Origin of the sequence: Stutzerimonas chloritidismutans AW-1 (genome assembly GCF_000495915.1) — a bacterium.
Taxonomy (GTDB): domain Bacteria; phylum Pseudomonadota; class Gammaproteobacteria; order Pseudomonadales; family Pseudomonadaceae; genus Stutzerimonas; species Stutzerimonas chloritidismutans.
Window position 1 is genome coordinate 140,206 of the sequence record NZ_AOFQ01000017.1, and the last position, 22,227, is coordinate 162,432.

Below are 22,227 nucleotides of genomic sequence, written 5' to 3' on the forward strand. Positions count from 1 at the left end.
CCGGACTATGACCTGCACTCAGCCAATGACCTGCACTCAGTCTATGAATTGCACTTGCCCATCAGCCAGCGAGGCGACGCGAGCCAGGGACTCGACGCGGTAACCGGCTTCTTCCAGCTCCTGACGACCGGCCTGGAAGGCCTTTTCGATGACGATGCCAAGGCCGGCGATGCTCGCGCCGGCCTGGTTGATGATCGAGATCAGGCCCTTGGCGGCTTTGCCGTTGGCGAGAAAGTCGTCGATGATCAGCACGCGGTCGTTCGAGGACAGGTGCTGGGTGGACACGGCGATGGTGCTTTCCACCTGCTTGGTGAACGAATAGACCGTGGCGGTTAGCAGGTTGTCCTGCAGCGTCAGCGACTGGTGCTTGCGGGCGAAGATCACCGGCACGCCCAGCTCCAGGCCGGCCATGACGGCCGGCGCAATGCCGGAGGCTTCGATGGTGACGATCTTGGTGACGCCGGCATCGCGGAACAGGCGGGCGAATTCCTGCCCGATGGCCTGCATCAGCACGGGATCGATCTGGTGGTTGAGGAACGCGTCGACCTTGAGTACCCGGTCGGAAAGCACGATGCCCTGACTGCGAATCTTATCTTTCAGCTGTTCCACGAACGCTACCTCAAGCGTGGGCGGCCGCGGCTTGCCTGACGCTTGGCGCCGGGGCGCTTCTGCCGTCACTGCGTTTCGCAGCCTGGAAAAGCCGCGCATTCTCGCTCAATTCGGCGTGCCGATCCAAGGCCGACGTTCAGCCCAGCGCTTCGATCGACAGGCGGCGAAAGCGCACCGCCTCGCCGTGGTGCTGCAGGACGATATGCCCGGCTGGCGCCTTGGCGAACAGCGGCTTGTCGGCGAATTTGCTGGACTCGATCAGCGTGTGCAGGGCCGGGTCGTCCAGGCGATAACTCAGCACCATACGATTGCCCAGCCAGTGCTCGACCGTACCCTGGCGCACGACAAGCGCTGCGTGCATGAAGCTGCCGGGTTCGATCCGGGTTTCCTGTTCGGGCGCGAGCAGGCCATACAGGGCACCGTTGCGGGTGGTTGGTTCTTCGCCGTCGGGGTGAACGGCATCATCCAGCAGCTGCATTTCCGGCCCGCTGTGCCAGGCGAGGCCGGCGCTTTCGTCGACGCGGTAGAAGACCCCGGAATTGCCGCCCACCGGTAGGGCGAACTCGAACTGCAGGATGAAATCGCCATAGCGCTCGCGCGAGACCAGGTCGACCCGCGGGGCGCCGACAATGGCACACAGCTGTTCATCGTCGTCGCGGTACCAGCTTTCGTCGGGAAAGGTTGCGCCGTGCCAGGCGTGCCATTGTGCTGCGTCGAGATTCATCAGCCACTCCTCATCCGAACAGTTGCTGCTTGCGCCGCAGCCAGCGATAGCCGTAAGGCCCGAGGCGAATCTTCAGCGGCGAACCTTCCGGCAGCCCGTAATCGCAGTCGGCGAGCACATCGACCATGTCCTGAAGGTCGTCCTCGGTGATCTCGACGGTGGTTTCCTTGTCGGCAAGATTGACCAGCATCAGCACCGTGGAGCCGTTGTCGTGGCGGATGGCGAACACCGCCGGATCATCCACTTCGACAGTCGTGCGCTTGCCGATGCCAATCTCGCGCAGGCCGATGCGCGTGCGGATCATGTTGCCGGTGCGCGCCATCAGCGAGTCGCTGCGCAGGGTTTGGGCGAATACGTTGATCTTCTCGTACGAGAACGACCCTTCGTCGATCACCGGTGCGGCCAGCTCACCTTTGGTACAGGAGAAACCGGCGTTGGGTTCGTTGGACCACTGCATGGGCGTGCGTACGGCCAGTCGCTCGGGGCGGTCGAGGTCATCGCCCATGCCGATTTCCTCGCCGTAGCGGATGATCGGTGTGCCGGGCAGCGAGAACAGCAACGCATGAGTGGCCGCGATGCGTCGCTCGTCGCCGTCGAGCATCGGCGCAAGCCGCCGGCGAATGCCGCGGTTGTAGGCACGCATGTTCTCGTCGGGGGCGAAGGTGTCCATCACCTCTTTGCGCTCATCCTCTTCCAGCCGGTCGAGGCTCAGCTCGTCGTGGGTGCGGATCCACAGCGCGTATTGCGAATGGCTGGGCGGCAGCGGCTGGCTGTTCAGTGCGCGCACCAGCGGCTCGGCCTGCTGCCGTGCCAAGGCCAGGAACAAATGGTTGTTAGTCCAGAAATCCAGTAGCAAGGTGACGCGGTCCGCTTCGTCGCCGAAGTATTCGACGTATTTTTCCGGATCAGTGTCGATCTCGCCGAGCAGTACAGTCTCGGGCCGGCGCATGGTGACGAAGTCGCGCATATGTTCGAGTAGCCAGTAGCCTTTCTCCAGTTCACCGCCGCCTGCCTGGCGCACCATGTGCACCGCGGCGTCGATGCGGAAACCGGAGACACCCAGACGCAGCCAGAACGACATGATCCGCTCGATCTCGTGGATGACCTTCGGGTTGGTCAGGTCAAGATCCGGCTCGTGCTTGTAGAACAGATGGCGGTAGTACTGGCCGGCTTCCTCGTCCCAAGTCCAGATGCTGTCCTCGACCGTCGGGAAAATCGGCTCCATGAAATCGTCCGGCTTGTCGGCCCAGATGTAGTAGTCGCGGTAGGGCGAGTTGCGGTCGCGGCGCGCCTCCTGGAACCACTTGTGCTGGATGGACGTGTGCTGCACTACCAGCTCGATGATGACGTGCAGGCCCAGCTCTTCGGCCTTCTCCAACAGAGCCACGATGTCGGCCAGATCACCGAAGCGTTTGTCCACCTGCAGATGGTCAGTGATGTCGTAGCCAGCGTCGTCGAATGGCGACTGATAGAACGGCATCAGCCATACGGCCGTGCAGCCGAGGCCGCGAATGTAGTCGAGGCGCTCGGTGATGCCGCGCAGATCGCCGCAGCCGTCTCCATTACTGTCACGAAACAGGGTGGGATCGATCTGATAGATTGCCGCGTTGCGGTACCAGAGGGGACGCATGCTCAGTTCTCCGTTGGGCGCAGCACGACGGCCTGCCCTGGGTTAAGGGTGCCGTTGTAGGGAGCGCCTTCACCGACGCCGTCACTGGCGATCTCGAGGTGCCATTCTCCGGCGTGCGGGTGGGCGTGGGGCTGGTCGGAGAAGTTGATGCAGACCAGTCGCTGATCGCCGCCCAAGTGCCGGCGGTAGGCAAGCACTTCGGGGTGTGAGGCCAGTTCTTCGAAATCGCCGTGATGCAGCGCCGGGCTGGCTTTGCGCGCGGCGAGCAGGCGCTGGTAGAGCGCGAACATGGAGTTCGCCTCACCGGTCTGCCGCTCGGCCGCGAGCTCGTCCGCCTCAGGAGGGAAGGGCAGCCAGGGTGTCGCGCCATCCCAGCCATGGGGCGGTTCGGCCCGCCAGGGAATCGGGGCCCGGCAACCGTCACGGCCGCCCGGATCGGTTCGCGTTTCGGCGGTAATAACCGCGTCTTCCAGCCCCAACTCCTCACCCTGATAGATGAAAGGCGTACCGCGCAGTGTGAGCAGCATTACCGCAGCCGCCCGTGAGGCTCTCTCGGAGCCTTGATAACGGCTGCGCTGGCGCACGTTGTCGTGATTGGACAACACCCACGTCGGCCAGGCACCGGCCGGCTGCAGCCAGTGCTCGACCTCGCGGATGCAGGTACGAAATAGCACCGGGTCCCAGGGCGCATCGAGCGGGTTGAAGTTGAAAGCCAGGTGCAGCTCGTCGCCGGCGCCGTAGTACTGCAGCACGCGCTCGGTGGAACGGATGTTCACCTCGCCCACCAGCATGCGGTCGCCGGGGTAGCTGTCGACCAGTTTGCGCAGGCCGCGCAGCACTTCGTGGCTGTAAGGCTGATCGTTGAAGTCGGACAGCGGCTGGCCGGCCCCGCAGCGCGGGTCGTCGGCGAAGCTCGGGTCCTTGCCGGTGCAGTGGATGACGTCGATACGAAAGCCATCGATGCCGCGGTCGAGCCAGAAGCGCAGCACGCCGTGCATCGCCTCGACCACCTCGGGGTTGCGCCAGTTGAGGTCCGGCTGCTTGGCCAGGAACAGGTGCAGGTAGTACTGCTGGGTGTGCTCGTCCCAGGTCCACGCGCTGCCGGCGCCCAGCGCGGCGCGCCAGTTGTTCGGCTGGTCGCGCCAGACGTACCAGTCGCGCTTGGGATTGTCCCGCGAGCTGCGCGACTCGACGAACCAGGGGTGTTCATCGGAGGTGTGATTGGGCACGAAATCCAGCAGCACGCGGATACCGCGGGCATGGGCTTCGGCAATCAGCCGGTCGATGTCGGCCAGCGAACCGAACAGCGGATCGATATCGCAATAGTCGCTGATGTCGTAGCCGGCATCGGCCATGGGTGAGCGGAAGATCGGCGACAACCACAGCGCATCGACGCCCAGCTGTTGCAGATGATCGAGATGGCGCAGCACGCCATTGAGGTCACCGATGCCGTCTCCGTTGCCGTCGGCAAAGGATCGCGGGTAGATCTGATAAACGGTCGCGCCCTTCCACCACGGTGTCTGGGTTGTCTCGCTCATGCCTCACACCCCCTGATTCGTCTCAGGTCGCGGCCGATCCTGCACGGCCGCTCTGTCAGGTTTACGACTGGCCAACGGCACATGGGTTCGCCGGTTAATTGATCCTGGTCGGCCCGCGATGAACGCAAGAGTGGATACTCCGCCTAAGCTAACGACAGACTTTCAACCCCTCCGAGGAGATTTGCATGCTACGTATTGCCATCAACGGGTATGGACGTATCGGCCGCGCCGTCGTACGAGCGCTTTTCGAGCGTGGATTGCAGGATCGGGTACAGGTGGTCGCGATCAACGATCTCAGCGACCACAAGACGCTGGTGCATCTGACCCGCTTCGATTCGACCTTTGGTCGTTTTCCCGAGCCGGTTGAGCTGCAGGGCGAGTCGATGGTGGTGCGCGGCCAGGCGATCCGCCTGCTGGCCGAGCGGGATGCGACCAAGCTGCCGTGGAAGGAATTGGACGTCGACGTGGTGCTCGAGTGCACCGGCAAATTCAAGAAGCGCGCGCTGATCGAGCAGCACCTGCAGGCCGGGGCCGGTCGCGTATTCGCCTCGCACCCGCTCGATGGCGGCGACCTGACCGTGGTCTACGGCGTGAATCACCAGCTGCTCGGCGATCAGCGCGTCGTCTCCAATGCCTCCTGTACCACCAACTGCCTGGCGCCGCTGGCCAAGGTGCTGCACGAGGCGGTCGGCATCCGCCAGGGCCTGCTCAACACCGTGCACTCCTACACCAACGACCAGAACCTACTGGACAAGGCGCACAGCGACCTCTACCGCGCACGCGCCGCGGCGTTGTCGATGATTCCGTCCACCACCGGTGCGGCCAAGGCGATCGGGCTGGTGCTGCCGGAGCTGGCCGGGCGTCTGGACGGCCTCTCGGTGCGGGTGCCGACGCCGAACGTCTCGCTGGTCGACCTGACCTTTATCGCCGAGAACGCGCCGGAAAGCGTCGAGGCGATCAACGATATCCTGCGTGCCGGGGCGCAGAAGCTGCCGGCCGGCGTCATGGAGTGCAATGAGGAAGCGCTGGTCTCCTGCGACTTCAACGGCTACCCGGCGTCCTGCGTTGCCGACCTCAGTCAGACCCGCGTGCAGGGCGAGCTGGTCAAGGTGATGGCCTGGTACGACAACGAGTGGGGCTTCTCCAACCGCATGCTCGATGTGCTGCTGCACTGGGACGGCGCCAAGTCGGCCTGATGGGCGAAACCGACCGGCCGGGCGCGGGGCAGGGGCTCTGGCAGCTGAGCCTCGCGCAGTTTCGCCATTCTGTGGCCGAGCGTGCGTTGCCCGGCTGCGGTGCGGTTACCGCAATCACGGCTGACTTGGCCGTGGCGCTGATCGTCAAGGCGCTGCGGGTCAGCGCGGCGCATGGCGATGCCTCCTGTAACGCGCTGCTGGCCGACGCCCGCTCGCTGCTGGGTCGTCCTGGCGCCTTTGCGGACGACGACGTGGCGGTCTTTTCCGACTATCTGAAGGACGACGAAGGCCGGAAGCCTGACTTGTCGCGCCAGGCATGCGCGGTGCCGCTGGCGACGGCGCATGCCTGCGTCGAGGCGCTGGGCATTGCCGAGCGCGCCTTGCCGATGGTCGAGCCGTCGCTGCGCTGTGATGTCGAGGCGGCGGTGTTGTTGCTGAGCGCCTGCGTTGATGCCGTGCTGCTCAACGTCGAGGCTGATATGGACGAGATGGATGCCCAGGCGCGGGTCGATGTGCAGTCCGCCTGTGAACGCCTTCGCCAGCAATCCACTCAGCTTCGTGATCGTCTGAACGCAGTCTGATCCTGTTTTCCAATAAGTACACCCCTGACCCCGAGACGAAAGGTCTCGTTTCGGGTTGACGGCGGCTGCCTGCTCTACCTACTCTCCGGTTTATAGTGAGACATTTAGTCTCAAAATAAGAAGCTGCCAGCTCGCCAGGCAGTCCAATTTCGGAGAGTGCCCATGAGTCATCGCATCGTTCTGCCGCGCCTGATGGAAGTCGGCGCCGGCGCCAGCCAGCAACTCGCCCGCGTGCTGAAGGAGCTGGGCTGTAATCGCCCGCTGATCGTCACCGACCGCATGATGGTCGAACTGGGCTATGTCGCCCGTATCGCCGGTCAGCTGGAAGAGGTCGGCATCGCCAGCCAGTGCTTCGCCGATACCCTGCCCGAACCGACCGCTGCTTCGATTCGAGCGGGTGTGGAAATGGTCCGCCAGGGCGATTTTGATTCCATCGTCGCCCTCGGCGGCGGCAGCCCGATCGATTCGGCCAAGGCCATCGGCATACTCGGCAAGTTCGGCGGCGAGATGCGCGACTACCGCTTCCCGCGCGACGTCAGCGAAGCCGGCCTGCCGCTGATCGCCATCCCCACCACTGCTGGCACCGGCTCGGAGGCGACGCGCTTCACCATCATCACTGATGAGACCAGCGACGAGAAAATGCTCTGCGCGGGCCTTGGTTTCATGCCCATCGCCGCGCTGATCGACTACGAGCTGACCCTCTCGCTGCCGCCGCGGGTCACCGCCGACACCGGCATCGACGCGTTGACCCACGCCATCGAGGCCTATGTCAGCCGCAAGGCCAGCCTCTACAGCGATGCCCAGGCGCTTGAAGCCATGCGTCTGCTGGCGCCGAACCTGCGCGCGGTCTTCCACGAGCCGGGCAACCGTGCCGCCCGCGAGGCGATGATGCTCGGCGCGACCCTGGCCGGGATCGCTTTCTCCAACGCCTCGGTGGCGCTGGTGCACGGCATGAGCCGGCCGATCGGTGCCTTCTTCCATGTGCCGCATGGGTTGTCCAACGCCATGCTGCTGCCGGCTATCACCGCCTTCTCGATTCCCGCCGCGCCGGAGCGCTACGCCGATTGCGCGCGGGCGATGGGCGTCGCCGCGCAGACCGACAGCGTCGAGGTGGCGAACGACAAGCTGCTCGCCGAGCTGCGCGCAATCAATCAGGAACTGAAAGTGCCGAGCCCGGAACAGTTCGGCATCACCCGCGAACGCTTCTTCGAGTTGCGCGAGACCATGGCGCGCCAGGCGCTGGCCTCCGGCTCGCCCGGCAACAACCCGCGCGTACCCACGGAAGCGGAAATCATCGACCTCTACGAAACCGTCTGGAACCAGGAGTGAGCCCCATGCAGACCCTCGGCAATCTGATCAACAACGAGGCCGTCGCCGGCCGCTCCGAGCGCCACGCCACCGTCTACAACCCGGCCACCGGCGAGCCGCGCCTGTACGTTTCGCTGTCCTCGGCAGACGAAACCCGCGAAGCGATTGCCGCCGCCCAGGCCGCCTTCGACGGCTGGTCGAAGACGCCGCCGCTGGTGCGCGCGCGGGTCATGTTTCGCTTCAAGGAACTGCTCGAAAAACGTCGTGACGACGTCGCCCGGCTGATCACCAGCGAGCACGGCAAGGTGTTTTCCGACGCCCAGGGCGAAGTCACCCGCGGGCTGGAAGTGGTCGAGTTTGCCTGTGGCATCCCGCACCTGCTCAAGGGCGAGTTCTCCTCCAATGTCGGTCGCGACATCGATTCCAACTCGCTGATGCAGCCGCTCGGCGTCTGCGTCGGCATCACCCCGTTCAACTTCCCGGCGATGGTGCCGCTGTGGATGCTGCCGGTGGCCATCGCCTGCGGTAACACGTTCGTGCTCAAGCCCTCGGAAAAGGATCCAAGCGCCACCATGTTGCTCGGCGAGCTGCTGGCCGAAGCCGGGCTTCCGGCCGGCGTGCTGAACATCGTCAACGGCGGCAAGGAAGCCGTGGACGTGCTGCTCACCGACGAGCGCGTGCAGTCGGTCAGCTTCGTCGGCTCGACGCCGATCGCCGAATACATCTATGCCACCGCCTCGGCCCACGGCAAGCGCTGCCAGGCCCTGGGCGGAGCGAAAAACCACATGGTGGTGATGCCCGACGCCGATCCGCAGCAGGTGGTCAGCTCGCTGATCGGCGCGGCCTACGGCTCGGCCGGCGAGCGCTGCATGGCGATCTCCGTGGCGGTGTGCGTCGGTGACGAGGTGGCGGACAAGCTGGTCGGCATGCTGCAAGACGAGATCGGCCAGATGCGCACCGGCCCGGGCCTGGGCATCGAGCCCGAGCCGCACATGGGCCCGCTGGTGACCCGCGAGCACCAGCAGAAGGTCAGCGGCTATATCGATCTGGGCGTGGAAGAGGGCGCGACGCTGGTCTGCGACGGTCGCGGCATCAAGGTCGAGGGCCATGAGAACGGCTTCTATGTCGGCCCGACGCTGTTCGACCGTGTCACGCCGAGCATGCGCATCTACCGTGAGGAAATCTTCGGCCCGGTGCTGGCTGTGGTGCGGGTGAAGAGCTTCGACGAGGCGCTGCAACTGATCAACGACCATGAATACGGCAATGGCACCTCGATCTTCACCCGCGACGGCGACACCGCGCGGCAGTTCGAGGAAAACGTCAAGGTCGGCATGGTCGGCGTCAACGTGCCAATCCCCGTGCCCATGGCCTTCCACTGCTTCGGCGGCTGGAAGCGCTCGGTATTCGGTCCGCTGAACATGCACGGCCCGGATGGGGTGCGCTTCTTCACTCGCATGAAGACCGTAACCCGCCGCTGGCCCACCGGTATCCGCGCCGGTGCCGAGTTCGCCATGCCGACCATGAAGTAACCCGCGCGGCACCGTTGCACCGACGGTGCCGGTCGCTACACTCGTGCGCGCCCTGCGGGGCGCTCAGCTCATTGAACGACAAGGCAGACGATGCGCAGCATTCCCCGCGAGAAAGGCTCCTCCATCACCCGCGTGCTGGAAATCATCGAGGCGGTTGCTGCGGCGAAGGAGCCGCTCAGCCCGACGGCCCTGGCCGAACGGCTGGACATTCCCAAGGCCAGCGCGCACCGGCTGGTGCAGACGCTGGAAAAGGAAGGCTTCCTGCAGTTCGGCCTGCGCGGTGGGCTGTTGCCGGGCGAGCGCCTGCACGTTGCGGCGCTGAACATCCTGCGCAGCAGCCGGCACAAGGCGCTGCGCCAGGCGATCCTGCGCCAGCTCTCCGAAGCCATCGGTGAAACCTGCGGGCTGGCCATCCCGGATGGGCTGGACATGCTCTATTTCGACCGGGTGCAGACCAACTGGCCGCTGCAGATCAATCTGCCCATCGGCAGCCACACGCCGCTCTGGTGCACCGCCAGCGGCAAGCTCTACCTCGCCTCGCTGCCGCCGGAGCAACTGGAGCGGGTGCTGCCGCGCCTGCCGCTGCAACGTATGGCGCGCAATACCCTGACCGACCTCAGCGCGCTGCGTGACGACCTGGCGCGGGTGCGGGAAGAGCAGCTGGGCACCGACTCCGAGGAGTTCATCGACGGCATGGTCGCCTGTGCGGTGCCGGTGCGTGATGCCGACGGCGAGCTGCTGGCCTGCCTGTTCAGCCATGCGCCGGTGATTCGCTGCTCGATGGCGCAGCTGCTGGAGTTCGTGCCACGGCTGCGCGCCGCGGCGAGCGAGCTGGAGGCGGTGCTCGGCAGCGCGGCGGCGCTGGAGGCCGATCAGAGCACGTAGAACAGAATGGCGATGAAGTGCAGCAGGCTGCCGACCATCACGAAGATGTGCCAGATCCCATGCCAGTGCCGAAAACGGTCGTCGAAGACGAAGAACACGATGCCCACCGTGTAGCAGATGCCGCCGGCCAGCAGCCAGGCGAAGCCGGCACCGCCGAGCGCCGCCAGCAGCGGCTTGACTGCCACCAGCACGATCCAGCCCATCACCGCGTAGATTACCAGTGACAGCACCCGCGCCTCGGAGCGCGGCTTGATCTCCTGCAGCATGCCGATCACCGCCAGGCCCCAGACGATGCCGAACAGCGTCCAGCCCCAGGGCCCGGCCAGGGTGACCAGACAGAACGGCGTGTAGCTGCCGGCGATCAGCAGATAGATCGACAGGTGATCGAGCTTGCGCATGACCACCTTCGCCCGCCCGCGCAGGCTGTGGTACAGCGTCGAGATGCTGTAGAGCAGGATCAGGCTGAGGCCGTAGATCGCTGCACTGACGATCTTCGCCAGCTCGCCGTCGAGCGCCGCCAGCACCAGCAGCCAGATGGCGCCCAGACAGGCCAGCAGTGCACCGACCAGATGCGTCCAGGCATTGAAGCGTTCACCGTGGTACATCGAATCCCTCCAGAAACCGCGATCGGCCAAGCATGCCGCGGTTAGGTGACGGGATACAAACCGGCGTTGAACGCTCCTCGAACCCAGGCGCTGCGATCAGCGCTTGAGCATCGCCCGCATCGCCGCCAGGGCGTCGTTGCCGCGCGCGGCCTTGACCTCCACCGGCGCGTCTTCCTGGCCTTCCCAGACCAGGTCCTCCGGCGGTAGCTCGTCGAGGAAGCGGCTCGGCGTGCAGTCGATCACCTCGCCGTACTGCTTGCGCTTGGCGGCAAAGGTCAGCGCCAGGTTGCGCTTGGCACGGGTGATGCCGACATAGGCCAGGCGCCGCTCTTCCTCGATGGTGTCGGCCTCGATGCTGGAACGGTGCGGCAGAATCTCCTCCTCGAAGCCGATGATGTACACCGAGGGAAATTCCAGGCCCTTGGAGGCGTGCATGGTCATCATCTGCACGCCTTCGGCACCTTCTTCCTCTTCCTGCTGACGTTCGAGCATGTCGCGCAGCACCAGCTTGCCGATGGCGTCCTCGATGGTCATGTCGCCGTCTTCGTCCTTATCCAGCGTGTTTTTCAGCGCGTCGACGAGGAACCAGACGTTGCCCATGCGTGCGTCGGCCACCTTGTCGCTGGAGGCGTTCTGGCGCAGCCAGTTCTCGTAGTCGATGTCCATCACCATGCTGCGGATGGCGGCGATCGGCTCGTTGACCACGCACTGCTGGCGCACGTTGTCCATCCAGTGCTTGAAGCGCGCCAGGCGCTCGGCGTAGCGGCCGTCCAGATGCGCGCCGAGGCCGATCTCGTCAGCGGCGGCGTACATGCTGATGCCGCGCTCGCTGGCGTAGTTGCCGAGCTTCTCCAGGGTGGTAGAGCCGATCTCGCGGCGCGGCACGTTGATCACCCGCAGGAAGGCGTTGTCGTCGTCCGGGTTGACCAGCAGGCGGAAGTAGCTCATCAGGTCCTTCACCTCCTGGCGGGCGAAGAAGCTGGTGCCGCCGGACAGGCGATAGGGAATCTGGTGGTGCTGCAGCTTCAGCTCCATCAGCTTGGCCTGGTAGTTGCCGCGGTAGAGGATGGCGAAGTCGCTGTAGGGGCGCTGAGTACGCAGGTGTTCGGTGAGGATTTCAAGCGCCACGCGCTCGCACTCGGCGTCCTCGTTGCGCGTGCGGATCACGCGGATCTCGTCGCCGTGGCCCATCTCCGACCACAGCTGCTTCTCGAACACGTGCGGGTTGTTGGCGATGAGGATGTTGGCGCACTTGAGGATTCGGCTGGTGGAGCGGTAGTTCTGCTCCAGCATCACCACCTTCAGTGAGGGGTAGTCCTCCTTCAGCAGCATCAGGTTTTCCGGACGCGCGCCGCGCCAGGCGTAGATCGACTGGTCGTCGTCACCGACCACGGTGAACTGGTTGCGCATGCCGACCAGCAATTTGACCAGCAGGTACTGGCTGGCGTTGGTGTCCTGGTATTCGTCCACCAGCAGGTAGCGGATGCGGTTCTGCCATTTCTCCAGGATGTCGGCGTGCTCCTGGAAGAGTTTCACCGGCAGCAGGATCAGGTCGTTGAAGTCCACCGCGTTGTACGCCTTGAGCGTGCGCTGGTAGTGCAGATAGACGATGGCGGCGGTCTGCTCCTTGGGGTTGCGTGCGTTGGCCAGGGCTTCGTCGGGCAGGATCAGGTCGTTCTTCCAGCTGTCGATGTAGTTCTTGATTTCGTCGGCACCATCGTCCCCGGAATATTCCTTCTGCATGATGTCGGTGAGCAGCGCCTTGATGTCGCCGTCATCGAAGATCGAGAAGCCGGGCTTGTAGCCCATCCGTGCGTATTCCTTGCGGATGATGTTCATGCCCAGGTTGTGGAAGGTGGACACGGTCAGGCCGCGTGCCTCGGCGCCCTTGAGCAGGCTGCCGACACGCTCCTTCATCTCGCGCGCGGCCTTGTTGGTGAAGGTCATGGCGACGATGTGGCGGGGGGGGGGGGGGGGGAGCCGCCTCGCATGAAGACCGTACCCCGCCGCTGGCCCACCGGTATCCGCGCCGGTGCCGAGTTCGCCATGCCGACCATGAAGTAACCCGCGCGGCACCGTTGCACCGACGGTGCCGGTCGCTACACTCGTGCGCGCCCTGCGGGGCGCTCAGCTCATTGAACGACAAGGCAGACGATGCGCAGCATTCCCCGCGAGAAAGGCTCCTCCATCACCCGCGTGCTGGAAATCATCGAGGCGGTTGCTGCGGCGAAGGAGCCGCTCAGCCCGACGGCCCTGGCCGAACGGCTGGACATTCCCAAGGCCAGCGCGCACCGGCTGGTGCAGACGCTGGAAAAGGAAGGCTTCCTGCAGTTCGGCCTGCGCGGTGGGCTGTTGCCGGGCGAGCGCCTGCACGTTGCGGCGCTGAACATCCTGCGCAGCAGCCGGCACAAGGCGCTGCGCCAGGCGATCCTGCGCCAGCTCTCCGAAGCCATCGGTGAAACCTGCGGGCTGGCCATCCCGGATGGGCTGGACATGCTCTATTTCGACCGGGTGCAGACCAACTGGCCGCTGCAGATCAATCTGCCCATCGGCAGCCACACGCCGCTCTGGTGCACCGCCAGCGGCAAGCTCTACCTCGCCTCGCTGCCGCCGGAGCAACTGGAGCGGGTGCTGCCGCGCCTGCCGCTGCAACGTATGGCGCGCAATACCCTGACCGACCTCAGCGCGCTGCGTGACGACCTGGCGCGGGTGCGGGAAGAGCAGCTGGGCACCGACTCCGAGGAGTTCATCGACGGCATGGTCGCCTGTGCGGTGCCGGTGCGTGATGCCGACGGCGAGCTGCTGGCCTGCCTGTTCAGCCATGCGCCGGTGATTCGCTGCTCGATGGCGCAGCTGCTGGAGTTCGTGCCACGGCTGCGCGCCGCGGCGAGCGAGCTGGAGGCGGTGCTCGGCAGCGCGGCGGCGCTGGAGGCCGATCAGAGCACGTAGAACAGAATGGCGATGAAGTGCAGCAGGCTGCCGACCATCACGAAGATGTGCCAGATCCCATGCCAGTGCCGAAAACGGTCGTCGAAGACGAAGAACACGATGCCCACCGTGTAGCAGATGCCGCCGGCCAGCAGCCAGGCGAAGCCGGCACCGCCGAGCGCCGCCAGCAGCGGCTTGACTGCCACCAGCACGATCCAGCCCATCACCGCGTAGATTACCAGTGACAGCACCCGCGCCTCGGAGCGCGGCTTGATCTCCTGCAGCATGCCGATCACCGCCAGGCCCCAGACGATGCCGAACAGCGTCCAGCCCCAGGGCCCGGCCAGGGTGACCAGACAGAACGGCGTGTAGCTGCCGGCGATCAGCAGATAGATCGACAGGTGATCGAGCTTGCGCATGACCACCTTCGCCCGCCCGCGCAGGCTGTGGTACAGCGTCGAGATGCTGTAGAGCAGGATCAGGCTGAGGCCGTAGATCGCTGCACTGACGATCTTCGCCAGCTCGCCGTCGAGCGCCGCCAGCACCAGCAGCCAGATGGCGCCCAGACAGGCCAGCAGTGCACCGACCAGATGCGTCCAGGCATTGAAGCGTTCACCGTGGTACATCGAATCCCTCCAGAAACCGCGATCGGCCAAGCATGCCGCGGTTAGGTGACGGGATACAAACCGGCGTTGAACGCTCCTCGAACCCAGGCGCTGCGATCAGCGCTTGAGCATCGCCCGCATCGCCGCCAGGGCGTCGTTGCCGCGCGCGGCCTTGACCTCCACCGGCGCGTCTTCCTGGCCTTCCCAGACCAGGTCCTCCGGCGGTAGCTCGTCGAGGAAGCGGCTCGGCGTGCAGTCGATCACCTCGCCGTACTGCTTGCGCTTGGCGGCAAAGGTCAGCGCCAGGTTGCGCTTGGCACGGGTGATGCCGACATAGGCCAGGCGCCGCTCTTCCTCGATGGTGTCGGCCTCGATGCTGGAACGGTGCGGCAGAATCTCCTCCTCGAAGCCGATGATGTACACCGAGGGAAATTCCAGGCCCTTGGAGGCGTGCATGGTCATCATCTGCACGCCTTCGGCACCTTCTTCCTCTTCCTGCTGACGTTCGAGCATGTCGCGCAGCACCAGCTTGCCGATGGCGTCCTCGATGGTCATGTCGCCGTCTTCGTCCTTATCCAGCGTGTTTTTCAGCGCGTCGACGAGGAACCAGACGTTGCCCATGCGTGCGTCGGCCACCTTGTCGCTGGAGGCGTTCTGGCGCAGCCAGTTCTCGTAGTCGATGTCCATCACCATGCTGCGGATGGCGGCGATCGGCTCGTTGACCACGCACTGCTGGCGCACGTTGTCCATCCAGTGCTTGAAGCGCGCCAGGCGCTCGGCGTAGCGGCCGTCCAGATGCGCGCCGAGGCCGATCTCGTCAGCGGCGGCGTACATGCTGATGCCGCGCTCGCTGGCGTAGTTGCCGAGCTTCTCCAGGGTGGTAGAGCCGATCTCGCGGCGCGGCACGTTGATCACCCGCAGGAAGGCGTTGTCGTCGTCCGGGTTGACCAGCAGGCGGAAGTAGCTCATCAGGTCCTTCACCTCCTGGCGGGCGAAGAAGCTGGTGCCGCCGGACAGGCGATAGGGAATCTGGTGGTGCTGCAGCTTCAGCTCCATCAGCTTGGCCTGGTAGTTGCCGCGGTAGAGGATGGCGAAGTCGCTGTAGGGGCGCTGAGTACGCAGGTGTTCGGTGAGGATTTCAAGCGCCACGCGCTCGCACTCGGCGTCCTCGTTGCGCGTGCGGATCACGCGGATCTCGTCGCCGTGGCCCATCTCCGACCACAGCTGCTTCTCGAACACGTGCGGGTTGTTGGCGATGAGGATGTTGGCGCACTTGAGGATTCGGCTGGTGGAGCGGTAGTTCTGCTCCAGCATCACCACCTTCAGTGAGGGGTAGTCCTCCTTCAGCAGCATCAGGTTTTCCGGACGCGCGCCGCGCCAGGCGTAGATCGACTGGTCGTCGTCACCGACCACGGTGAACTGGTTGCGCATGCCGACCAGCAATTTGACCAGCAGGTACTGGCTGGCGTTGGTGTCCTGGTATTCGTCCACCAGCAGGTAGCGGATGCGGTTCTGCCATTTCTCCAGGATGTCGGCGTGCTCCTGGAAGAGTTTCACCGGCAGCAGGATCAGGTCGTTGAAGTCCACCGCGTTGTACGCCTTGAGCGTGCGCTGGTAGTGCAGATAGACGATGGCGGCGGTCTGCTCCTTGGGGTTGCGTGCGTTGGCCAGGGCTTCGTCGGGCAGGATCAGGTCGTTCTTCCAGCTGTCGATGTAGTTCTTGATTTCGTCGGCACCATCGTCCCCGGAATATTCCTTCTGCATGATGTCGGTGAGCAGCGCCTTGATGTCGCCGTCATCGAAGATCGAGAAGCCGGGCTTGTAGCCCATCCGTGCGTATTCCTTGCGGATGATGTTCATGCCCAGGTTGTGGAAGGTGGACACGGTCAGGCCGCGTGCCTCGGCGCCCTTGAGCAGGCTGCCGACACGCTCCTTCATCTCGCGCGCGGCCTTGTTGGTGAAGGTCATGGCGACGATGTGGCGGGCCTGGATGCCGCAATGCTGCACCAGATAGGCGATCTTGCGGGTGATCACGCTGGTCTTGCCGGAGCCGGCACCGGCGAGCACCAGAAGTGGGCCGCCGACGTAGTTCACGGCTTCCTGCTGCCGAGGGTTGAGTCGGGACATGGTGTTCAGGTCATTCGAAGCGGGGGCGGGAGTTTAACAGGCTGCCGCGCCGATGCTGGCCCGTTGCAGGTTCAATAAATCACCGATCGTCGCAGTTGGGGCTTGGCTGATCGAAATAATGGATTAGTCTTGTGCGCGCTGCAGGAGGCAGGGCGTTTGCATAGGGCTGTGCGGGAAATCGGGCGTGTAGCGCCCGTCTTGCAAATCACCGAGTCCGGAGGCCGCTTGCCAGCGCCCGCTCAATCCATGCCGCTGTTGCTGTTGGCTGATCGACCCGAATGGGCCGAGCGGCTGCGCGCCTGCCTGCAGGGCTCGCACAGCAAGGAACGGCTGATCATTGCGGCGGATTGGGACACGGCCAGTGCGTATCTGGAAACGCCCTGCCTGCTGCTGGCGACACCGGAATGCCAGGCGCTCGCCGAACGCTTCCCCTGGCCGCTGATCCTGCTGCTCGACGACGAACCGACGCAGATGCCGGAAGGCGCGGTCGACTGGCTGGTGGGCGACCAGCTCAGTGCCGAGGTGTTGCGCCGCTGCCTGCGCTACGTGCGCGAGCGCTGCAACCTGCAGGGAACCTTGCAAAGGCTGGCCGAGCAGGACCCGCATACCGGCATCGTCAACCGCCAGGGCTTCCAGGCGCTGCTGTTCGATGCCCTGGCCGAGCATCAGGAACAGGACCTGGTGCTTGGCTATCTCGATCTCGACAACTTCCGCCACGTCAACGATGCCCTCGGCCACCAGGCCGGGGATCGCCTGATCCTGCAGGTGGTGGCGCGGCTCAAGGCGCAGCTGGAGGTCGGCGACATGCTGGCGCGGCTGGGCGGCGACGAGTTCGCCCTGCTGCTCGATACCCGCAACGATCCGGAGCGCGCTGTGGCGGTCGCCGATCGCATCGTCGAAGCACTGGCGGAGCCTTACTGGGTGGAGGGCGAGAGCCTGATGCTGGGCTGCAGCGTCGGACTGGCGCGTGCCAGCGAGGGGATCGACGCCGATCCGCTGCTCTGGCACGCGCAGATCGCCATGCGCCAGGCCAAGGCGGCCCAGGGTTGCACCTGGTGTTTCTACGATGAACAGGTCAGCCGCAGCGCGCGCAGCCTCGCCGATCAGGAAGGCGAGCTGCGCCGTGCGTTGCGTCGCGGTGAGCTGGAGCTGCACTACCAGCCGAGGCTGTGCCTGGAAAGCGGGCGCATCGTCGGACTGGAGGCACTGGTGCGCTGGCTGCACCCGGAAAGAGGGCTGCTGGGGCCGGATGCCTTCATTCCCATGGCTGAGGAGAGCGGCCTGATCGTGCCGCTCGGCTACTGGGTGATCGCCCGCGCGCTGCGCGATCTGCAAAGCCTGCATGAGGGCGGCGCGGATTCACTGCACATGGCGATCAACCTGTCGTTCCGCCAGTTTCAGGACAGTCAGTTGCTGCCGACGCTCAACCGGCTGATCGACGAGCGCGGCATCGACCCGCACTGGCTGGAATTCGAACTCACCGAAACCGCGGTGATGCGCCGCAGCGAGCAGGTGCAGAGCGCCATGCATGCGCTGGGCGAGCTCGGCGTGCGCTTTTCGCTGGACGATTTCGGCACCGGCTTCTCGTCGTTCGTGCACCTGTCCAGCCTGCCGATCACCCTGCTGAAGATCGACAAGAGCTTTGTCGCCGGCATGGTCGTGCGGCCCGAGAAGTCGCAGCTGGTGCAGGCGATGGTCGGCCTGGCGCACAACCTCGATCTGGATGTGGTGGCCGAGGGTGTCGAGACCACCGAGCAGCTCGAGCTGCTGCGCCAGTTCGGCGCGCAGCAGGTGCAGGGCTATCTGGTCAGCCAGCCGTTGCCGCTGGCCGAGCTGCTGCATTTCATGAGCGCCGAGCGACTGGCAGCCGGCCTGGCACACTGATCGACCGCGTCCTGGCCGGCGCCAGGACGCAGCTCGGCTTCAGCGAACCATGTGCAGGAAGTGCATGTGCTTCTCGTACTGGCCGAGGATGTCACTGATGACATCCTCGCGGCTCCAGCCCATCACGTCATAATCCTGGCCGCCTTCCTTGAGATGCACCTCGGCGCGGAAGTACTTGCGCTCCTCGCGCTCGTCGTCCTCGCTGGTGGCGACGAAGCTCGGCATGGCGTAGGCCCGCGGGCGCACTTCGTAGATGAAGTCTGGCTCGCCTTCGTGGGTGATCTCGAAGCGCAAGCGACGATCATCACCTTCGCTGATGTCCACCGCATAGCCCTGCTTGCGCATTTCCTCGGCGATGTCCTCGTAGGCCGGACGCACCACTTCGGTGATGAAGCGCACCACATGGGCGCGTCGCGGGAACAGCATCAGCGTACGCAGGCGACGTTGCCAGCCACCGGCACTGCGCGGTGCGCTGGGCGAGGTGCTCAGGGCCTGGTAGCGCAGCCCCTGCTTCGTGGCATCCAGGCGCAGCGCCTTGAGCAGACCCCACATCGAACACAGCAGCGCGATGGTGAAGGGCAGGGCGCTGGCGATGGTCGCCGTCTGCAGCGCGGTCAGGCCATCGGCGAGCAGCAGCGCGATGGCCACCCCACCCATGGATGCGGCCCAGAAGATGCGTTGCCAGACCGGAGTGCCTTGCTGGCCGCCGGAGGCGAGCATGTCCACCACCAACGCGCCGGAGTCCGCCGAGGTGACGAAGAACACCACCACCATGATGATCGCGATCAGCGAGATGAAGCCCGAGAAGGGGAAGTGCTCGAGGAAGGCGAACAGGGCCAGCGAACTGTCCTGCTCGATGGCTTCACCAAGGCTGGAGACGTGTTCCCAGAGGATCATGTGGATCGCGGTGTCGCCGAACACGGTCATCCACAACAGGGTGAATGCGGTCGGCACCAGCAGCACGCCGGTGACGAACTCGCGAATCGTCCGGCCGCGCGAGATGCGCGCGATGAACAGGCCGACGAAGGGCGACCAGGCCAGCCACCAGCCCCAGTAGAACAGCGTCCAGCCGCCGATCCAGTCGTTCGGCTCGTAGGCATAGAGGTTGAAGGTCTTGTTGACGATGTCCGACAGGTAGCTGCCGGTGTTCTGCACGAAAGTCTGCAGGATGAACACCGTCGGCCCCGCGATCAGCACCATCAGCAACAGCAGCGCCGCTAGCGTCAGGTTCAGCTCCGACAGCCGGCGCACGCCCTTGTCCAGGCCGGTGACTACCGAAATCGTCGCCAGCAGCGTGGTGGCGATGATCAGGCCGATCTGCACCGGCACGGATACCGGCAGGCCGTACAGGTGATTCAGCCCGGTGTTGATCTGGGTGACGCCGAGGCCCAGTGAGGTGGCGACCCCGAGCACCGTGCCGATGATGGCGAAGATGTCCACGGCATGCCCGATCGGCCCATAGATGCGCTCGCCGATCAGCGGGTAGAGCGCCGAACGCAGGGTGAGCGGCAGGCCGTGGCGGTAGGCGAAGTAGGCCAGGATCATCGCCACGATGGCGTAGATCGCCCAGGCATGCAGGCCCCAGTGGAAGAAGGTGATCTTCATCGCCTCATAGGCGGCCGCGCTGGTGCCGCCTTCGCCCACCGGCGGTGAGAGGAAGTGCATCACCGGCTCGGCGACGCCGAAGAACATCAGGCCGATGCCCATGCCGGCGGAGAACAGCATGGCGAACCAGGTCAGGGCGCTGTAATCCGGTTCGCTGTGATCCGGCCCGAGCTTGATGTCGCCGTAACGACTGAACGCCAGCAGCACCACCATGAGCAGGATGAGTGCTACGGCGAGGATGTAGAGCCAGCTGACGTTGGCGATGATCCAGGCCTGGGTATCGCCAAACAGCGTTTGCGCATGGCTCTGGAAAGCGACGCTGTAGATCACCAGCGCCAGGATTATGACCGCCGAGCCGTAGAAGACCGGGGCGTTGAGGTGGGACGACGAGGGCTGTTTTGCCTCCATGCTGCGCTCCTTCGGGTTGTTTCTGGGGAGTGGCCGCCTGTGGCGAAAGCCATCCAACTTAACACAGACCGCAAAGGATGCCCGTTGTCCGCCGCTGATCGATGCGACCCGAAGCCCGTGCTAGAGCAGGCTCAGCCTTGACTGCCGGGCCGGTACTGCAGGGCTTCGGCGAGGTGCTGGCGGCTGATTCGCTCGGCCTGTTCCAGATCGGCGAGGGTGCGCGCCACCTTGAGCAGGCGGTGCGCGGCGCGCAGCGACAGCGCCAGGCGTTCGCAGGCGCGCTCCAGCCAGGCCTGATCCTCGGTGCCGAGCTGGCAATGGCTGCGCAATCCGGCGAGGTCGAGAAAGGCGTTGGCGCAGCCCTGACGGGCGAGTTGCAGCTGCCGCGCCTGGGCTACCTGGGCGGCGAGCACGGCACTGCTCTGGCCCGTCTGCAGCGGCGCGTTGAGGGCCGTCGCCTCGCGCGCCACGGTCAAATGCAGGTCGATGCGGTCGAGCAGCGGGCCGGAGAGCTTGTTGCGATAGCGCTGGATCTGGTCCGGCGTGCAGCGGCAGCGCCCGTTGGGATCACCGAGGTAGCCACAGGGGCAGGGATTCATCGCCGCCACCAGCTGGAAACGCGCCGGAAAACGCACCTTGTCGCGGGCCCGAGCGATGACGATACGCCCCGACTCCAGTGGCTCACGCAAGACCTCGAGCACCTTGCGGTCGAATTCCGGCAGCTCGTCGAGAAACAGCACGCCCTGATGCGCCAGGGTGATCTCCCCCGGCTGCGGACGACTGCCGCCACCGACCAGCGCCGGGCCGGATGCACTGTGATGGGGCTGCCGAAAGGGCCGTTGCGGCCAATGCTCGAGAGGGCTGTGGCTGGCCACCGAATGGATGGCGGCCACTTCCAGCGCCTCCTGTTCGTCCAGCGGCGGCAAGAGACCGGGCAGGCGGCTGGCCAGCAGCGTCTTGCCGGTGCCTGGCGGGCCGGAAAACAGCAGGTTGTGCGCGCCAGCCGCGGCGATCAGTAGCCCGCGCTTGGCCGCCTGCTGACCTTGCACGTCGGCCAGGTCGGGGTAAGGCTGAATCTGTCGTAGCAGGCCCTGGGCCACATAGGGTTCGAGCGGCGTGATGCCGTTGAAGTGCGCAGCGACCTCGAGCAAGTGCTCGGCGGCATAGACGGTGAGCCCCGAGGCCAGGCTGGCTTCCTCGGCGTTGGCCCGTGGCACCAGCAGCGCGCGCCCTGCCGCTCGAGCGGCGAGGGCAGCCGGCAGGACTCCCTGGACCGGGCGCAAGGCGCCGGACAGTGCCAGTTCGCCGAGGCATTCCAGGTTGTCGAGCCGCTCGGCCGGCAGCTGACCGCTGGCGGCGAGGATGCCCAGGGCAATGGACAGGTCGAAGCGGCCGCCGTCCTTTGGCAGGTCGGCGGGGGCGAGGTTGAGGGTGATGCGTCGAGCGGGAAAATCGAAGCCGGAGGTGAGAATGGCGCTGCGCACGCGATCCTTGCTTTCCTTGACCGCGGTTTCCGGCAGGCCGACCAGGGTCAGTGCCGGCAGGCCGTTGGCCAGATGTGCTTCGACGGTCACTGACGGCGCTTCGACGCCAATCTGCGCGCGGCTATGAACTATGGCCAGGGACATCCGATCACTCCTTTGATCGTGTCGCCGGCCCGGTCTATCAGGACGCGGGCGGCGTGAGCTTTTCTTCCAGTTCGGCAACCTTGGCTTCGAGCGCCTCCAGGCGCGCGCGGGTGCGGGCTAGCACCACCATCTGGCTGTCGAATTCGTCGCGGCTGACCACGTCGAGCTTGTTCAGTGCGCCCTGGACCACACCCTTGAGCTGGGCTTCGAACTCGCCACGCGGCAGCGGCGTCTCGCCGTTGAACAGGCGCGAGGCCTGGGAGCCGATGGCATCTAGGAAAGCTTTTGGCGGCAACATTGAAAACACCTGTGGTTGAACCGGGCGCAGTGTAGCACGGGCTTTTTCCGCTCTTTCTCAGGGGGCGTGCACAAAAAATGAGCAGCTGCTGGTGCATGCGCGCACCAATATTGTGCGTGTTCTGGCCGCTACCGTCCGT

General features: G+C 65.1%; 17 protein-coding genes and 1 pseudogene. 7 read left to right on the plus strand and 11 right to left on the minus strand.

Annotated elements, in window-relative coordinates:
* Nucleotides 1–36 precede the first annotated feature (36 nt).
* From F753_RS31430 to F753_RS31445, 4 genes are all read right to left on the minus strand, one after another.
* The gene (locus F753_RS31430) at nt 37–609 is read right to left on the minus strand and encodes a xanthine phosphoribosyltransferase (RefSeq protein ID WP_003297838.1); all 573 of its coding nucleotides are present in this window, start codon (nt 607–609) and stop codon (nt 37–39) included.
* Between the two features lie 136 nt (nt 610–745).
* Nucleotides 746–1,333, minus strand: a complete 588-nt coding sequence (locus F753_RS31435) for a 3-keto-disaccharide hydrolase (RefSeq protein WP_003297837.1) — start codon at nt 1,331–1,333, stop codon at nt 746–748.
* Nucleotides 1,334–1,343: 10 nt separating this feature from the next.
* Entirely contained in the window at nt 1,344–2,963 is a 1,620-nt protein-coding gene (locus F753_RS31440) for an alpha-amylase family protein (protein ID WP_023444596.1), read from the minus strand.
* Nucleotides 2,964–2,965: 2 nt separating this feature from the next.
* Nucleotides 2,966–4,501, minus strand: a complete 1,536-nt coding sequence (locus F753_RS31445; protein ID WP_023444597.1) for an alpha-amylase family glycosyl hydrolase — start codon at nt 4,499–4,501, stop codon at nt 2,966–2,968.
* A 185-nt stretch (nt 4,502–4,686) separates the two neighbouring features.
* On the opposite strand from F753_RS31445, the gene gap reads away from it, so the two are divergent.
* The 5 genes from gap (at nt 4,687) to F753_RS31470 (ending at nt 10,000) form a co-directional block, all read left to right on the plus strand.
* Nucleotides 4,687–5,697 carry a type I glyceraldehyde-3-phosphate dehydrogenase gene (gene gap, locus F753_RS31450; RefSeq protein ID WP_014821779.1) on the plus strand — a complete coding sequence of 337 codons (1,011 nt, stop codon included), beginning with the start codon at nt 4,687–4,689 and terminating at the stop codon, nt 5,695–5,697.
* The gene (locus F753_RS31455; protein WP_023444598.1) at nt 5,697–6,278 is read left to right on the plus strand and encodes a cyclodeaminase/cyclohydrolase family protein; all 582 of its coding nucleotides are present in this window, start codon (nt 5,697–5,699) and stop codon (nt 6,276–6,278) included. The genes gap and F753_RS31455 overlap by 1 nt, the downstream gene beginning before the upstream one ends.
* A gap of 162 nt (nt 6,279–6,440) precedes the next feature.
* Nucleotides 6,441–7,607 (plus strand): iron-containing alcohol dehydrogenase, encoded by a 1,167-nt coding sequence (locus F753_RS31460; RefSeq protein ID WP_023444599.1) that lies wholly within the window; start codon nt 6,441–6,443, stop codon nt 7,605–7,607.
* Nucleotides 7,608–7,612: 5 nt separating this feature from the next.
* Nucleotides 7,613–9,115, plus strand: a complete 1,503-nt coding sequence (locus F753_RS31465) for a CoA-acylating methylmalonate-semialdehyde dehydrogenase (RefSeq protein ID WP_023444600.1) — start codon at nt 7,613–7,615, stop codon at nt 9,113–9,115.
* Nucleotides 9,116–9,205: 90 nt separating this feature from the next.
* Nucleotides 9,206–10,000, plus strand: coding sequence for an IclR family transcriptional regulator (locus F753_RS31470; protein WP_023444601.1), 795 nt, complete (start codon nt 9,206–9,208; stop codon nt 9,998–10,000).
* Here the strand turns inward: F753_RS31470 and trhA (F753_RS31475) are convergent.
* Both trhA (F753_RS31475) and rep (F753_RS31480) read right to left on the minus strand, forming a co-directional pair.
* Nucleotides 9,988–10,605, minus strand: a complete 618-nt coding sequence (trhA, locus tag F753_RS31475) for a PAQR family membrane homeostasis protein TrhA (protein WP_023444602.1) — start codon at nt 10,603–10,605, stop codon at nt 9,988–9,990. The two genes, F753_RS31470 and trhA (F753_RS31475), sit on opposite strands and share 13 nt — an antisense overlap.
* 96 nt (nt 10,606–10,701) lie before the next feature.
* Nucleotides 10,702–12,567 (minus strand): annotated as a pseudogene (rep, locus tag F753_RS31480) (DNA helicase Rep); the annotation flags it as partial.
* 192 nt (nt 12,568–12,759) lie between these two features.
* On the opposite strand from rep (F753_RS31480), the gene F753_RS31485 reads away from it, so the two are divergent.
* Nucleotides 12,760–13,554: an IclR family transcriptional regulator gene (locus F753_RS31485; RefSeq protein WP_023444601.1), complete on the plus strand. Its 795-nt coding sequence runs from the start codon at nt 12,760–12,762 to the stop codon at nt 13,552–13,554.
* On the opposite strand, the gene trhA (F753_RS31490) is transcribed toward F753_RS31485, so the two are convergent.
* Nucleotides 13,542–14,159 (minus strand): PAQR family membrane homeostasis protein TrhA, encoded by a 618-nt coding sequence (gene trhA / locus F753_RS31490; RefSeq protein ID WP_023444602.1) that lies wholly within the window; start codon nt 14,157–14,159, stop codon nt 13,542–13,544. The two genes, F753_RS31485 and trhA (F753_RS31490), sit on opposite strands and share 13 nt — an antisense overlap.
* 96 nt (nt 14,160–14,255) lie before the next feature.
* Nucleotides 14,256–16,265, minus strand: coding sequence for a DNA helicase Rep (rep, locus tag F753_RS31495; protein WP_023444604.1), 2,010 nt, complete (start codon nt 16,263–16,265; stop codon nt 14,256–14,258).
* Nucleotides 16,266–16,511: 246 nt separating this feature from the next.
* Between rep (F753_RS31495) and F753_RS31500 the strand changes: the two genes are divergently transcribed.
* Nucleotides 16,512–18,149 (plus strand): putative bifunctional diguanylate cyclase/phosphodiesterase, encoded by a 1,638-nt coding sequence (locus tag F753_RS31500; protein ID WP_023444605.1) that lies wholly within the window; start codon nt 16,512–16,514, stop codon nt 18,147–18,149.
* A gap of 39 nt (nt 18,150–18,188) precedes the next feature.
* Here the strand turns inward: F753_RS31500 and F753_RS31505 are convergent, their stop codons facing one another.
* From F753_RS31505 to F753_RS31515, 3 genes are all read right to left on the minus strand, one after another.
* The gene (locus F753_RS31505; protein WP_014821771.1) at nt 18,189–20,162 is read right to left on the minus strand and encodes a BCCT family transporter; all 1,974 of its coding nucleotides are present in this window, start codon (nt 20,160–20,162) and stop codon (nt 18,189–18,191) included.
* Nucleotides 20,163–20,293: 131 nt separating this feature from the next.
* Nucleotides 20,294–21,790, minus strand: a complete 1,497-nt coding sequence (locus F753_RS31510; RefSeq protein WP_023444606.1) for a YifB family Mg chelatase-like AAA ATPase — start codon at nt 21,788–21,790, stop codon at nt 20,294–20,296.
* A gap of 37 nt (nt 21,791–21,827) precedes the next feature.
* Nucleotides 21,828–22,088 carry an accessory factor UbiK family protein gene (locus F753_RS31515; RefSeq protein ID WP_013981620.1) on the minus strand — a complete coding sequence of 87 codons (261 nt, stop codon included), beginning with the start codon at nt 22,086–22,088 and terminating at the stop codon, nt 21,828–21,830.
* Nucleotides 22,089–22,227: the final 139 nt, after the last annotated feature.

What these genes read in the sequence shown, in the direction of transcription:
- F753_RS31435 (WP_003297837.1), bottom strand. Translation starts at nt 1,333, where the DNA reads ATGAATCTCGACGCAGCACAATGGCACGCCTGGCACGGCGCAACCTTT.
- F753_RS31440 (WP_023444596.1), bottom strand. Translation starts at nt 2,963, where the DNA reads ATGCGTCCCCTCTGGTACCGCAACGCGGCAATCTATCAGATCGATCCC.
- F753_RS31445 (WP_023444597.1), bottom strand. Translation starts at nt 4,501, where the DNA reads ATGAGCGAGACAACCCAGACACCGTGGTGGAAGGGCGCGACCGTTTAT.
- gap (WP_014821779.1), top strand. Translation starts at nt 4,687, where the DNA reads ATGCTACGTATTGCCATCAACGGGTATGGACGTATCGGCCGCGCCGTC.
- F753_RS31455 (WP_023444598.1), top strand. Translation starts at nt 5,697, where the DNA reads ATGGGCGAAACCGACCGGCCGGGCGCGGGGCAGGGGCTCTGGCAGCTG.
- F753_RS31460 (WP_023444599.1), top strand. Translation starts at nt 6,441, where the DNA reads ATGAGTCATCGCATCGTTCTGCCGCGCCTGATGGAAGTCGGCGCCGGC.
- F753_RS31465 (WP_023444600.1), top strand. Translation starts at nt 7,613, where the DNA reads ATGCAGACCCTCGGCAATCTGATCAACAACGAGGCCGTCGCCGGCCGC.
- F753_RS31470 (WP_023444601.1), top strand. Translation starts at nt 9,206, where the DNA reads ATGCGCAGCATTCCCCGCGAGAAAGGCTCCTCCATCACCCGCGTGCTG.
- trhA (WP_023444602.1), bottom strand. Translation starts at nt 10,605, where the DNA reads ATGTACCACGGTGAACGCTTCAATGCCTGGACGCATCTGGTCGGTGCA.
- F753_RS31485 (WP_023444601.1), top strand. Translation starts at nt 12,760, where the DNA reads ATGCGCAGCATTCCCCGCGAGAAAGGCTCCTCCATCACCCGCGTGCTG.
- trhA (WP_023444602.1), bottom strand. Translation starts at nt 14,159, where the DNA reads ATGTACCACGGTGAACGCTTCAATGCCTGGACGCATCTGGTCGGTGCA.
- rep (WP_023444604.1), bottom strand. Translation starts at nt 16,265, where the DNA reads ATGTCCCGACTCAACCCTCGGCAGCAGGAAGCCGTGAACTACGTCGGC.
- F753_RS31500 (WP_023444605.1), top strand. Translation starts at nt 16,512, where the DNA reads ATGCCGCTGTTGCTGTTGGCTGATCGACCCGAATGGGCCGAGCGGCTG.
- F753_RS31505 (WP_014821771.1), bottom strand. Translation starts at nt 20,162, where the DNA reads ATGGAGGCAAAACAGCCCTCGTCGTCCCACCTCAACGCCCCGGTCTTC.
- F753_RS31510 (WP_023444606.1), bottom strand. Translation starts at nt 21,790, where the DNA reads ATGTCCCTGGCCATAGTTCATAGCCGCGCGCAGATTGGCGTCGAAGCG.
- F753_RS31515 (WP_013981620.1), bottom strand. Translation starts at nt 22,088, where the DNA reads ATGTTGCCGCCAAAAGCTTTCCTAGATGCCATCGGCTCCCAGGCCTCG.